At 67.7% G+C, this 13,602-nt stretch carries 12 protein-coding genes; 2 read left to right on the top strand and 10 right to left on the bottom strand.

The window, feature by feature from the left end; translation table 11 throughout:
• The first annotated feature begins 60 nt into the window (after positions 1–60).
• The gene (locus ACFC4D_RS24630) at positions 61–579 is read left to right on the top strand and encodes an Lrp/AsnC ligand binding domain-containing protein (RefSeq protein WP_364642696.1); all 519 of its coding nucleotides are present in this window, start codon (positions 61–63) and stop codon (positions 577–579) included.
• 48 nt (positions 580–627) lie between these two features.
• Here ACFC4D_RS24630 and ACFC4D_RS24625 read toward each other — a convergent pair whose 3' ends face one another.
• From ACFC4D_RS24625 to ACFC4D_RS24580, 10 genes are all read right to left on the bottom strand, one after another.
• Entirely contained in the window at positions 628–1,272 is a 645-nt protein-coding gene (locus ACFC4D_RS24625; protein ID WP_375964494.1) for a GntR family transcriptional regulator, read from the bottom strand.
• 28 nt (positions 1,273–1,300) lie between these two features.
• Positions 1,301–2,284 (bottom strand): isopenicillin N synthase family dioxygenase, encoded by a 984-nt coding sequence (locus ACFC4D_RS24620; protein WP_376066832.1) that lies wholly within the window; start codon positions 2,282–2,284, stop codon positions 1,301–1,303.
• Positions 2,285–2,313: 29 nt separating this feature from the next.
• On the bottom strand, positions 2,314–3,477 hold the full coding sequence (locus tag ACFC4D_RS24615; protein ID WP_364642705.1) for a nitrate ABC transporter substrate-binding protein: 1,164 nt from the start codon (positions 3,475–3,477) through the stop codon (positions 2,314–2,316).
• 49 nt (positions 3,478–3,526) lie between these two features.
• Entirely contained in the window at positions 3,527–4,336 is an 810-nt protein-coding gene (locus ACFC4D_RS24610; RefSeq protein WP_375966360.1) for an ABC transporter permease, read from the bottom strand.
• Positions 4,337–4,362: 26 nt separating this feature from the next.
• A complete protein-coding gene (locus ACFC4D_RS24605; RefSeq protein WP_376066964.1) occupies positions 4,363–5,094 on the bottom strand; it encodes an ABC transporter ATP-binding protein in 732 nt (243 codons plus the stop codon).
• Positions 5,095–5,302: 208 nt separating this feature from the next.
• Positions 5,303–6,676, bottom strand: a complete 1,374-nt coding sequence (locus tag ACFC4D_RS24600; RefSeq protein WP_376066829.1) for an amidohydrolase family protein — start codon at positions 6,674–6,676, stop codon at positions 5,303–5,305.
• 194 nt (positions 6,677–6,870) lie between these two features.
• Positions 6,871–7,983 (bottom strand): winged helix DNA-binding domain-containing protein, encoded by a 1,113-nt coding sequence (locus tag ACFC4D_RS24595; protein WP_376066827.1) that lies wholly within the window; start codon positions 7,981–7,983, stop codon positions 6,871–6,873.
• A gap of 40 nt (positions 7,984–8,023) precedes the next feature.
• Positions 8,024–8,998 (bottom strand): NADPH:quinone oxidoreductase family protein, encoded by a 975-nt coding sequence (locus ACFC4D_RS24590; protein ID WP_376066824.1) that lies wholly within the window; start codon positions 8,996–8,998, stop codon positions 8,024–8,026.
• A 95-nt stretch (positions 8,999–9,093) separates the two neighbouring features.
• On the bottom strand, positions 9,094–10,791 hold the full coding sequence (locus ACFC4D_RS24585) for a serine/threonine-protein kinase (protein WP_376066821.1): 1,698 nt from the start codon (positions 10,789–10,791) through the stop codon (positions 9,094–9,096).
• 158 nt (positions 10,792–10,949) lie between these two features.
• Positions 10,950–12,602 carry a protein kinase gene (locus ACFC4D_RS24580; protein ID WP_376066818.1) on the bottom strand — a complete coding sequence of 551 codons (1,653 nt, stop codon included), beginning with the start codon at positions 12,600–12,602 and terminating at the stop codon, positions 10,950–10,952.
• Between the two features lie 171 nt (positions 12,603–12,773).
• On the opposite strand from ACFC4D_RS24580, the gene ACFC4D_RS24575 reads away from it, so the two are divergent.
• Positions 12,774–13,550 (top strand): acyl-[acyl-carrier-protein] thioesterase, encoded by a 777-nt coding sequence (locus ACFC4D_RS24575; protein WP_375964474.1) that lies wholly within the window; start codon positions 12,774–12,776, stop codon positions 13,548–13,550.
• Positions 13,551–13,602 lie beyond the last annotated feature (52 nt).

Raw genomic sequence — 13,602 nt, 5'->3', positions numbered from 1 at the left:
TCTCGGGCCTCGTGCTGGACAATTTGAATACCTCGACACCCCTGAAGCGGAGGTCCCGCCATGGCACGCACTCCGGCCAAGCTGGACGAATTGGACCTGGCCATTCTGACCGCCATGCACGAGTACCAGAAGGCTGGGATTCTCGAGCTGTCCCGGCGCACCCGGGTCGCGCGCGCGACGGTGCAATCACGCATAGCGCGCATGGAGGAGGCGGGTGTGATCGCCTCCTATGATCCCCAGATCGATGTCACCGCAGCGGGTTTCGATGTACAGGCGTTCGTGACGCTGGAGATCGCGCAGGGCGCGCTGGAGGCGGTGGCGGCGGATCTGGAGGCCATCCCCGGTGTGCTGGAGGCGTACGCCACCACCGGGTCCAGCGATGTGCTGTGCCGGATCGGCGCGGATTCGCATGCCGGATTGCAGAGCGTGCTGCTGAGCATCGATCGCAGCACGTCCATTTCGCGGTCGCACAGTGTGATCGTGTTGTCGACGGTGGTCACCCAGCGCACGCTGCCGCTGTTGCGCACGCTGGCCCCGTCCGGATCGAGTAAGGCTCCGGCGTACCGCAATTCGCACTAGCGAGGTGTGGATCCCGGCCAAGAGCATGCCGGGATGACGGGGGGACGCTCAGAGCCGGGTCATGCGGGTTATCAGGCCGCAGACGTGGGCTTCGGCGGCGGTGCGGGCTTCGCGGGGGTCGCCGGATTCGAGGGCTTCGAGGATGCGGCGGTGTTCGCGCAGGGCCGTGCGGCGGTTGCGGGGGTGTGTCCACAGGTCGCCGCGGTAGAGGTGGGCCTGGGCTTCGAGGCGGGCGAGTTCGTCGGCGAGCGTGCGGTTTCCGGAGCGGTCGCGGATGAAGGTGTGGAATTCCAGGTCGAGGGTGGCGTCGCGGGCGGGGTCGGCGTTATCGCGGAGGTTGGCCTCCTGCCCGGTGAGCATGGTGCTGAGTTTGCCGAGATCGAATTCGGTGACGCGGGTGGCCGCGCCCGCCGCCGCGAGGCCGTCCAGCACCGCGCGCACCTCGAGGACATCGCGGATCTGGCCGTCGTCGACGACCGCGACCCGAGCGCCCGCGTGCGGGACGTTCACGGCCAGACCCTCGTAGATGAGTTGCTGAACGGCTTCGCGCACCGGGCTGCGGCTCACCCCGAGGCGGGTGGACAGGGCGAGCACGCTCAGCGGCGCGCCCGGTTCCAGTTCACCGGACAGGACGAGCTGGCGGAGTTGCCGGTGTACCGAGGGGCCGAGTAGCTCGCTGTCCGGTTCGGTCATGGCCGTCCTTTCCTGATTCGGTACGAAATTACCCTTGCGGCCGGTAGTTGGCGCGCACCCGCTCGGCGAGGAAGTCGGCGGCGGTGACGGGCGGGTAGACGCCCTGCGGGCCTTGGATTATGGCGTCGCGGTCGGCCTGGGCGAAGTAGGCGATGCTGTAGCGCTCGCCCTGGTATTCGTCCGCGCCGGGACTGCGCACGCGGTGGAAGTTCGAGGGCAGCAGGTCATCGCTCCAGCGGGTGAGCATGTCACCGATATTGCAGGTGATGAGCGCCGAGGACGGGGTGATGGAGGTCCACTGCTGCGCGTCCATCTCCTTGCCGGGGCAGACCTGCAGACCGCCTTGCCCATCGCGCTGGAAAAGCAGTGTGAGGCAGTCGAAGTCGGTGTGCGCGCCGGCCCGCCAGCGGCCGGGGACATCGCGCAGCTCGGGCGGCACGGCGAAGTAGTGCAGCAGCCGCAGCGTGGATTGGTAGTGCTCGGAGCCGGGATCGTGTGCGGCGGTGAAGTGTTCGCGGGGCAGGCCGAGCCGGTCGGCGAAGCAGGACAGCACCCGCATGGCGACTTGCCAGCACCGGTTCTCGAAATCCAGTATGGCGGCGCTGAATCCGGCCAGTTCGGCTTCGCTGGGCCAGCGTCCGGTCATATGCGGCCGGGTGATCTGGTACGACTCCTTCTGATCGGGGACACCGATGGAGGGCCGCACCTGGCTCAGGCTCTCCCATCCGGCGTTATCGGCTTTGACCAGTGGATACTGGGCTTTCACCGGTTCGGGCAGTTCGAAAAAGCCCGCGGTGAGCGCGAATACGGCGTCGATCTGTTCCTGCGGGATGCCGTGGCCGGAGAGCTGGAAGAAGCCGATCTCGGTGGCGGCGGTCCACAGTTGTTCGGTGATCTCGGCGCGGCGGTCCTCGAAATCGATGAGGTCGATGACGGCGATCGCCCGGGCAGCTTCCGCGCCGAGTCCGCCCATCTGCTTCTCGCGGGCGATTTCTGCGGTGTCGTTGCTCATGGGATTCCTTGTCCGGTAGCGGGTTTCGGTCAGCTCGCGGTGACGGTGGTGTCGAGGAACTCTTTGTCGACCAGATCGCGGGCGGTGAGTCCGGCGGGGACGGTGGAGCCGCCCTTGCGCAGGATGGGGGCGAATTGGTCGATGAGGCGCTGTACCCGGGCCTCGTCGAAGCTGCCGAGCACACCGTCGGTGTCATTGCCGATGAGGCCGTTGTCGATCAGGGCCTTGGAGCCGAAGGCGGCCTGGCCCGCGCTGTACGGGGTGAAGTTGGCGCTCTTGGCGACCACGTCGACGACGAGATCGTTCACGTGCGACGGGTCGGCGCGGAATTGCGCTGTGGCCCTTTGGATCATGGGCACCAGCTTCTGCAGGCAGGGGCGCAGCTCGTTCAGTTTGTCCTTGCGGACGTTGACCGTGCGGGCGTAGCCCTCATAGCCGGTATCGCGCAGCAGTTGGTAGGCGATCGGCTTGTTCCACGCCTGCACCTCGTGCTCGTACACGTACGGTTCGGAGTTGGCGAAGCCCTGCTGGGCGATGCGGGGATCGGCGACGAAGCGGGAGGGGCCGTTGTCGAAGGAGTTGTCGATCTGGTCGGCGCGCAGCAGGCCGCGCGAGACCAGCCAGTCGGGATACAGCTGACCCTGGGAAACCACCACGGGCACACCGGCTTTGCCCATATCGGCGATGCCGTGCCAGTCCGGATGGGTTTTGGGATCCCACATCAGCATCTGCGGGCTGCCGCGCAGCAGGGTGGTGACCGCGACGATGGGTTGTTTGTCCGCGGCGGCGATGGCGTGCTCGGAATGGCTCAGGCCCAGGGTGATCGAGGAGTCCACGTACATCTGCGAGGGCACGGTCTGGAAGCCGATGGCCGGTCCGCCGGCGCGGATCTCCAGTTTGACGCCGGTGTCCTTACCGTCGACGACCAGCGGTCCGACCACCTTGTTGTTATCGGAATCGACGCGGTAGCCCGGTCCGAGCAGGCCGAAGATGGGGCCGGAATCGGTTTCGGGTTCCCACTGCAACTGCACCACCACGGTGGCGGGGCAGGCACCGGCGAGTTGTTGTTCGGCGGGCGCGGCGGGGAGTTGTACCGCCGCCGAGTCCTCGTCGGAGCTGGAACAGGCTGCGGCGGTGATGATTACGGCGGCGGCGAGGGCGGTGGTGCCGAGTCGGCGCAGGGAGTTGTGCATGAGTTCTCCACAGGCTGTTGATAGAGGAGAGGAAGGGGGCGAGGGCGATTCAGCGCCCGGAGGCGTGCCAGCGGCCGACGGTCAGCCGCTGGATGGCGGTGAACAGGGCGAATACCGCGACACCGAAGAGTGCGGCCAGCAGCAGCGCGGCGAGCAGATCCTCCGATTGCAGCCGGGCGCGATAGGTGTCGAGCAGGGTGCCGATACCGGGTTTGCCCTTGGCGAAGAACATGTCGCCGATGACCGCGCCGGTGACGGCGAGTCCGGCGGCGGTGCGCAGGCTGGTCATGATGGATGGCAGGGCGGCGGGGAGTTCCAGGGATATCAAGCGGCGCAGTCGATTCGCGCGCCCGAGGGTGAAGAGTTCGCGCAGATTGCCGTCGACGGATTGAATGCCGAAGAGTGTCATGGCGATGATCGGGTGCACCGCGATCAGTACGCAGACCATGGTGCGGGCGGTCAGGCCGTAACCGAACCAGAGGCCGATCAGCGGGACCACGGCGAGCACCGGGATGGCTTGCAGCACAACCGCGTACGGATACACCACGCGTTCGACCGCTTTCGCCTGACTCATCAGCACGCCGACGGCGATGCCGATCAGGGCCGCGAAGAACAGGCCGGTGACCGCCACCCGCGCGGTCACCGCGAGGGCGCGCAGCATCACCTCCAGTTTCGCCGGATCCGAGAGGGATTCGCGGAACACCTGATGCGGCGGCGGCAGCAGGAATCGGCGTTCGGGGGCCAGCAGCACCAGCGAGACGGTGTACCAGGCGGCCAGCGCCAAACCGGTACAGACCAGCGGCACAACGGTTTTGCGCAGCAGGTGATATGGGATACGCCAGGCGGGAGCCGAGCGCATCGGGGCGGAGACGGCCAGTCCTACCATCACGAAGCCTCTTTCAGGGAATGCGAGACCCGGGCCACCAGTTCGGTGAAGGCGGGCTCGAAGCGCAGCTCGCGGTCGCGCGGATACGGCAGATCGATATCGAGGATCTGGTGGATGCGGCCGGGACGGGCCGACATGACCACCACCCGGCTGGCCAGGAAGACCGCCTCGGAGACCGAATGGGTGATGAACAGGGCGGTGAAGGCGTTGTCGCGGTACAGGCGCAGCAATTCCTCCTGCATGCCCAGGCGGGTGATCTCGTCGAGTGCGCCGAACGGTTCGTCGAGCAGCATGAGTTCGGGTTCCAGGGTGAGCGCGCGGGCCAGTGAGACGCGCATGCGCATACCGCCGGAGAGCTGACCGGGGAGTTTGCCCGCGAAATCGGCGAGTCCGACGGCGGCGAGGGCGCGAGTGGCGCGCTCGCGCCGGGCCGTGCGGTCGATACCGCGCAGTTCGGCGCTGAGTTCGACATTGCGCAGTACTTTGCGCCAGGGCAGCAGGGTGGCTTCCTGGAAGATGAAGCCGACCGAATCGGTTTGCACCGCAACGGTTCCCGAGGTCGGGGGTTCCAGGCCCGCGGCCAGTCGCAGCAGCGTGGACTTACCGCATCCGGAAGGGCCTACGACGGCGACGAATTCGCCGCGCCGGACTTCCAGGTCGATATCGGTCAGTGCGACGACCGCACCGGAACCTTTGTCCGCGAAGCGTTTACCGATGCCCGCGAACGAGATCTCCGGGGAGTCCGGGGTATTCGCCGCCGGGGTACGCGGACGGGTTGCGGCCGGGCTGGGCACCGTGTCGTGCAGGACCACCGCGCTCACCTTCTCTCTCGGATCGAGTACCTCGCACTGCCGGGCATTGCGTGCACCGTGTGCATCTGAACAGTCTTATCGAGTTGAATTACATGCAATCGTGCGACTGTTTCCAGTTGATTAACTGTCATTGCATGTGACTGAGCATCCGTACGAGCTCCCGTTCGTCCACCCGGGTGCTGCGACCGTCGCGGATCACCGGCTCACCGTCCACCCACACCGTGTCGACCACGCGGGGTGAGCCGGTGGTGAGCAGCGTCGCGCCGGGGTCGCGGACCGGCAGGCAGGCGAAATCGCGGTCGAAGCGCAGCAGGGTGAGGTCCGCGCGGTCGCCTACGGCTACGCCGGAATGCGTTGCGGGAGAACCCAGTGCGCGGGCCGCACCCCGGGTGGCCAGGCGCATCATGTCGTGGAAACCGAGCAGATCGGCGCGCTGATGCGCGGCGCGCTGCAGGTACGCGCCCATGCGCAGCGCCAGCAGCATGTCCTGGGTGTCATTGGAGGCCGCGCCGTCCACGCCCAGGCCGACATCTATTCCGGCGGAGAGCATTTCGGATATCGGGGCGACACCGCTGCCGAGCCGCATATTGCTCAGCGGGTTGTAGGACACCGCGACTCCGCGTTCGGCGAATACCGCGCGACCGCGCTCATCGAGCTTGCAGCAGTGCACGGCGAGGGTGCGCGGGCCGAGCAGGCCGCCCGCGTCCAGGTACTCGACCGCCGAACAGGCTGCATGCAGTCGGCACATATCCTCGTCAGTGCTGGTTTCCAGCAGGTGGATGGAGAGGGTTTTGCCGGTGCGGCCGGCGTAATCGCGCACGGCGGCCATGCCTTCCGGGGTGAGGCAGCGCGGATTCGGCACGGCCAGCGCGGTGCTGATGCGCGACCCCGCCAGCTCCTTGTCCAGCTCGTCGATGTGCGCGAACACCTCCGAAAGCGGTTGCACCAGGCGGGGATCCATCCCCCACTTGCGCGTCGGGTCCGCGCGATCCGCGAGGCCGCGGCCGAAGACCACCCGGATACCGAGCTCATCCAGTGCCCGCAGCGCGGCCGTGTGCACCTGCTCCGACGAATTCGGCCACATATGCTCGACCACGGTCGTCACCCCGCTGCGCAGCAGTTCCAGACCACCCGCGAGCGCCGCGATATACGTCTGCTCCGGTGTGGCCGCCACCGTGAATTCGCCCACGCAGTGCAACCATTCGAGCAGCGGTAACCCCTCCCCCGCCCCGCGCAGTACGGACTGCTGAAGATGGGTGTGCGTATTCACGAACCCGGGAATCAGATGACCGCCACGCCCGTCGACGCGACACGGCACCGAACCACCCGGCCCGGGCGCGAAGGCCCCGGGAGAGATGGACGCACCCGCCGGACCGATAGCGGTGATCAGACCGTCCTCGACGACCACGTCCCGCCCCGAAACCCATTGCGGGCCGGACTCGGTCGCGGCATAGACGGTGACATCAGAGATGACGGTGGACAGGGCTGCGCTGGGCACCATGCGGCATTCCTCCGGGAAATGCGGCTGGTTCGCCCGCCCGGTCGGAGCGGTGCACATGCGTCCGTTTCAGCCATGAACGCCGTGAATCGAGCCTATCGAGCATGTATTGCATGCCGGTTAAGCCTGCATGCCACCCACGAAACCTGAATTGCATCCAACCGAGCCCGCGCGCCGGTATGACGGGGGTGGTGCGGTCAGGGTTTGAGATCTGCGCCAGGGGCGAGGATTTCGACGACCGGGGTGCGGTCGGGTTCGACGAAGGACAGCAAGGCGTGGGCTTCGGCTTCGATGTCGGCGCGTTCGGGGCGGGTCAGGGTGCGGGTGGGGCTGATGCGGAGGCGGGCGGTGTCGCCGGTGGGGAAGGTTTTGTAGAGGGCGGAGAGGTGGCCGTCGACCAGGATGGCGGAGACCTGGGAGGCGAAGGCGCGCAATGGCGGTGCCGCGCCGTCGGGGATGATGCGGGTGCGGTCCTGGTGTGAGAGCAGCGCGTTGTCGTACCAGCCGAGCAGGCGGACGGGGGCGGGCAGGTCCGGGTCGGCGAGTTCGGCGTCGGCGGCATCGTAGAGGGTGCGGCCGCGGTCGTCGGTGTAGGTGCGGACGCGGTCGCCGAGTTTCGCGACGGCGGTCTTCAGGCCGGTGAGCCGGGACCAGGTCTGCATGTCCATGGTGGTCGCGGGGCCGAACGCGCGCAGATAGCGGAGCAGCAGCTCCTCGACCGGATAGCCGGGGTCCAGGGGTGCGCCCAGCCAGGGTTCCACGCGCGACCAGACCGGGCGGCTGCTGTCCTTCCAGCGGCCGCGCGGCGGGGTTTGCAGGACGGGGAGCTGGTACAGCCAGGTTTGCAGCACGGCACCGGGATCGCGGTCCGGGTACAGCGCCGCGGCCTGGGCGCGCATATCGGCGGCGCTCATGGGTTCGTCGCCGAGCACCTTCTCGCCGTGCGCGCGCACCTCGTCCGGGTCGAGGCCGACCATGGCTCCGTAGTTGAATCCCTTACGGAACGGCACCTTTTCGAGCTCGGGCTGGATATGCGGCGCGATGCGCAACGCGTCCGGCGGTGTGACGAGGTGAATGGTGCCGCGCATCAACGTGATTCGCACCAGTGACCGGTCGTCCAGTGCCGCCGATACCACCGCGGGATCGAAATCGACCGTGCGACTCCATAATGCGATGAACGGCGGCAGCATGTCCTGCGCCTGCAAGCCGATCAGGTGGTCGCACAGCTGCGGCGCGGTGAGCGTGGAGCGCTCCAGCAGGTGCTGGCGCGCCAGCAGTGTGCGATTCAGAACCCGGTTGGTGAGCTTCACAATTCACGCACGCTACGGGAGTCCGGTGGTCCGCGGGTGCTCAGCGCAGGGTGACGACGACTTTGCCGGTGGCGGTGCGCTTGTCGAGCGCGGAGACCGCCTCGGCGGTGTGCGCGAGGCTGTACAGCACCGGTTCGGGCGGCGCGATATCGCCGTTGGCGAGCAGCGGCGCGACCTCGGCCCACTGCTCCTGCAGGTAGCCGGGATGCGACATCACCCATTCGCCCCAGGCCGCGCCGATCACCTCGACGTTCTTGAGCAGCAGGCGATTCACCTTCACGGTGGGGATATCGCCCGCGGTGAAACCGACCACCAGCACCCGGCCCGCCGAGGCCAGCGAGCGAATGCTGTCGGTGAAACGGTCGCCGCCGACGGGATCGAGCACGATGTCCACACCGCGCCCGCCGGTGAGTTCCTTGACCGCGGCCAGCCAGCCGTCGGTGAGCACCACATCGGTAGCTCCGTTGGCGCGCGCGACCTCGGCCTTCTCCTCGGTGCTGACCACCGCGATCACCCGGCCCGCGCCGAGCGCCTTGGCCATGCGCAGCGTGGAGGTGCCGATTCCACCGGCCGCGCCGTGCACCAGCACGGTTTCGCCGGGGGCCAGGCGGCCGCGCTTGGTGAGGCAGAAGTGCACGGTCAGATCGTTGAACAGCACGCCCGCACCGGCCTCCAGGGAGACGTTGTCGGGCAGTGTGAACACCATTTCGGCGGGTGTGACGGCGAGTTCGGCGGCGGCGTTGCCGAGCAGGGTCAGCGCGACCACGCGGTCACCGGCCGCCACGTGCGAGCCCTCGGGAGCTTCGCGCACGATGCCCGCGACCTCGCAGCCGACGATGTACGGCAGTTGCGGCTTCATCTGGTACTGGCCGCGCGTCATGAGCACGTCCGGGAAGGCGATGCCGGCGGCGTGCACCTCGATGACCACGCCGCCGGGATAGGCGGCGGGCTCGGGCATATCGAGCACCTGGATGCTCTCCGGGCCTTCCAGCTTGCTCACCACGGCTGCGCGCATGCCAACACTCCGATCAATCCACCTTTGGATACTCCGCCGAACGTAACCCATGGACCTGCGGCGTGTCACCGTCGGCGTGCCGGAGATTGCTGCGCTCAGCGATGCGAGTATTCGATCATCGTCTCGTTCGCCAGCACATTCCCGCCCTTCACGATGGTCAGGGTGGCCGCGGTGAGGCGATATTGCGTGCCGTCGCCGGGATTGGTCGCTGTGAAGCCGCCGCTGCCGTCGGGGACCGGATCGTCGAGTTCGATGCCCGCGCCGTCGCTGATGCGATAGCCCTTGTAGTAGTAGCGGCCGACGCCGGTGCGGCACACCAGCACCCGGGAGGCGGCGGTGCGGCCGATGGCGTAGGCCGGGTTATCGGCATTGCAGCGCGGGCTGCCCGCGAAACCCTGTGCGTCCGTACCGGATACCGCTCCGATGAACGGCGACAGCGCGGGGCTCGGCGTGGTGACCGGGGTGGTGGGCCGCGATATCGCCCCGGAGGTGGCGGTACCCGCATTGGTCGCGGCGAGCATGGTGGGCGGCGCGATCGACGTCCCGCCTCCGCCCGCAGTGGTGCCGCCATTGTCCTTGCCGGACAACAGCAACCAGCCCAGCACCCCGCCGAGCACCAGCACCATGCCGACCAGCGCACCGACCACCACCGGCATGCTGCTGCGCGCCCGGGGCGGCAAAGGCAAAGGGGCCGAAGGATGTTCGCGTGGCAGCCCGGTCGGCACGCCGTACCGCGTCGGCTGCGACGCCTGATAGTCGACCGGACCGGACGGATGCCCGCCATATCCGAGCGTGCCACCTTGACCGGCGAAGCCCAGCGGCCCCTGACCGTAGCCGACCGGTCCGGAACCCGAATCGGTGAAACCCCGCGAACCAGAGTCCTGGCCGGGATAACCACCCGGATCGGCGAAGCCGAGGGGGCCGGATCGCTGATCGGAGGTGCGGTTCGGCCGGGACGGATGCGCGGAGCCCGGGTAGGGGTTGGGCGGGACCACGACGGTCGCCGGGGCGGAGGTGCGGGTGATCTGGTTCTCGGCGTGCAGGACCGCGGTGCGGGCGGCGCGGGCGAGTTGTCCGGCGGTGGCGTAGCGGTGGGCCGGGTTCTTCGCCATCGCGGTCGCGATGACCTGGTCGAATCCGGCGGGTATGCCGGGGCGGGCGCTGGGGCGCGGCGGCGGGGTCATCATATGCGCGCGGATGGTGGCCAGATTGCTGTCGGTCTTGAAAGGTATTTCGCCGGTGAGGCTTTCGTACAGCACGCAGCCGAGGGCGTAGATATCCGCGCTCGCCGACACCGCGGCGCTCTGCTCGAACCGTTCGGGGGCCATATACGCGAACGATCCGATGGCGCTGCCCATACTCGTCAGCTGCACATCCGATTCCGCGTGCGCGATACCGAAATCCACCAGGTACGCGAACAATTCGCCGGTGAGCAGAATATTCGCGGGTTTGATATCGCGGTGCACCAGGCCGATCTGATGCGCGGCGTCCAGTGCGGCGGCGATCTGCTCCACCACGGTGACCGCGGACTGCGGCGGCATCGGCCCCTCCTCGGACAGGTGGGCCTTGAGATCGCGGCCGCGCACCAGGCGCATATCGATGAACAGGACACCGTCCACCTCACCCCAGTCGTGCACCGGGATGACATGCGGTTCCTGCAGGCGGGCGGCGGTATGGGATTCGCGGCGGAAGCGCTCCACGTAGGTGGGCGATTTCGCCAGTTCCACATCCAGCAGTTTGAGGGCGACCGTGCGATCGCGGACGGTGTCGTAGGCCTCGTAGACCTCGCCCATCCCCCCGACGCCGAGTAGGCGTCGCAATTCGTATTGTCCGAACCGAGCTCCGGCCCTGTCTCCTGCGGCCACGGGCGCAGCCTCCCCTGTCTGTTTCCAGCCCCAGGAAAAGGCTACGGCGCGCGAGCCCCGGTGTCATGACCCTGAAGGAACCGGGTTCAGCGATGCGCGTATTCGATCATCTGCTCGTTCGCGAGTTGAGTGCCGTCCTTGTCGATGGACAGCGCGGTCGCGGACAGGTGATACCGGGTGTTGTCGGCGGTGTTGACCGCGGTGAACCCGCCGGACCCGTCCGGCGTCGGATCGTCGATCTCCTTGACCGCGCTGTCGCTGATCCGGAAACCCTTGTAGTAGTAGCGACCCGCGCTGGTCCGGCAGATGAGCACCCGGGACGCGGCGGTGCGGCCGATGGCGTACGCCGGATCGTAGGCATTGCAGCGCGGCCCATCGGTGAAACCCTGTGCGTCCGTGGCGGATACGGTTCCACTGAAGGGCGCGAGGGTGCGGGTGACGGGCCCGGTGGTGCCGGTCGCGGTGGTCCCGCCCCCGCCGCCGCTACCGTGCACCAGCAGCCAGGCGAGCACACCACCGGTCACCAGCACCCCCACCAGCAGCGCTCCGATGAGAATCGGCCGCGAGCCACGCTCGCGCGGCGAGGAGGGCAACGGGGCGGACGGGTGCTCACGCGGCATCGCCGGGTGCGGCTGGACCTGTGACGGCACGGATGGATGCGCGCGCGGCACGCCGGGGCGCGGCGGCTGAACCGCTGCCGGTACGGGCGGTCGCTCCACCGGGTCGGCACGCCGCTGCCCGGGTCCCGGCACGGGACGCTGCGGGCCCGGCTGCGGGCGTCCATGCGGAAGCGCCTGGGGGACAGCGGATTCCGGTGGCGTGGTGATTTGCGGCCGGGTTTCGGGCAGGGGCTGCTCGTCGCCGGGGCGGACCGGCGCGAATTCGGAGAGTGCGGCGCGCGCCGCACGGGCCAGGTCTCCGGCCGTGGCGTACCGGTCGGCCGCGTCTTTCGCCATACCGGTGGCGACCACCCGGTCGAAACTCGGCGGCACCCCCGGCCGGGCGCTGGGGCGCGGCGGCGGGGTGAGCATATGCGCGTGCACGGTGGCCAGATTGCTGTCCCGCAGGAAAGGCGGCCGCCCGGTGAGGCTTTGGTACAGCACACAGGCGAGCGCGTAGATATCGGTGCTCGCGGAGACCGTGGTGTGGTGTTCGAAACGTTCGGGGGCCATATACGCGAAGGAGCCGATCGCGCTGTTGGCACTGGTGAGCTGCACATCCGATTCCGCGTGCGCGATACCGAAATCCACCAGGTACGCGAATAGTTCGCCGGTGAGCAGAATGTTCGCGGGTTTGATATCGCGGTGCACCAGACCGCTCTCGTGTGCGGCGTCCAGGGCGGCGGCGACCTGTTCGATCACCTCGACGGCCTGCTGCGGCCGCAGCGGTCCGTGCGCGGTGAGATGGTCGTGCAGATCCTGTCCGCGCACCAGGCGCATATCGATGAACAGCACGCCGTCCACCTCGCCCCAGTCGTGCACCGGAATGACATGCGGTTCCTGCAGGCGGGCGGCGGTGCGGGATTCGCGGCGGAAACGTTCCACATAGGTGGGTGATTTGGCCAACTGGGTATCGAGCAGTTTCAACGCGACCGTGCGATCGCGAACGGTGTCGTGGGCCTCGTACACCTCACCCATACCGCCGACGCCCAATAGTCGCCGCAATTCATATTGCCCGAATCGCGTTCCGGCCCTGTTCGTTGCGGCCACCCGTGTGCCCTCCCATGGTGCTGTCCTCAACGGGAAAAGGCTACGGGCCGGGCCCCCGGCTGTCATTCCCGGGCGCACGTCGGTCCCGGCTGATAGGAGTATCGGACGACTCGACGCGAGTGTGTGACGCACGCCCCGTAAAGTCATGTCACAGCAAGCACCGCACGAAACGCGGCACACCGTGCAGCGCGAGGAGCACCAGTGTCACACGATCAGCCACTAGCCCCGCTTCCCCAGGAGGGCATGGGCTTCGCTTCGGCGTGGCCCGTCCGGGCTGGCGACGTGGACCCCTATCAGCGGTTACGGTTCGATGCCATCGCCCGCTATTTGCAAGATATCGCCTGGGAGGAAATGCATTCCGGGTTCTTCCATCGCACCGATCCGGCCTGGATCGTACGGCGCACCGTGGTGGATGTGGTCAAACCCATCCACTGGCCGGACCGGGTGGAATTGACCCGCTGGTGTTCGGCCATGTCGACGCGGTGGACGAATATGCGGGTGCGCATCACCAGCGAGAACGGCGGTCTCATCGAGACCGAGGGCTTCTGGATCAATATCAACGAGTTCACCAATATGCCGACTCGCATCAGCGATGAGGGCCTGGCCGAACTCGCCCGCACCACCAGTGAACATCGATTGCGCTGGCGGCCCTGGCTCGTCGATCACACGCCGCCGGAATCGGATACCGATCTGACCTATCCGGTGCGCGCCACCGATATCGACCAGTACAACCACGTGAACAATGCCGCGTATTGGCAGGCCGTGGAGCAGTACCTGGTGGATTATCCGAAACTGGTGGCGGGACCGCATCGCGCGGTCATCGAATACATCGCGCCGGTGCTGGCCCGCCAGCATGTGACCGTGCGCAGCCGCTATGAGCCCGGCGATCGGACCGGGCATCCGGTGCTGCGGCTGTGGTTCGTGGTCGGCGGTATCACCACCACGACGGTGCGGATCGGGCCGCTGCCGACGGTATGAGTCCGGGCGCGGGATCCGCGGGGCGGCCCGAATTCGCTTGGTTGCCGGACAT

Origin of the sequence: Nocardia sp. NPDC056000 (assembly GCF_042269265.1) — a bacterium.
In the GTDB taxonomy this organism is placed as follows: Bacteria; Actinomycetota; Actinomycetes; order Mycobacteriales; family Mycobacteriaceae; genus Nocardia.
Note: the sequence above shows the minus strand (reverse complement) of the source record. Positions and strands in the feature narration are given on the sequence as shown.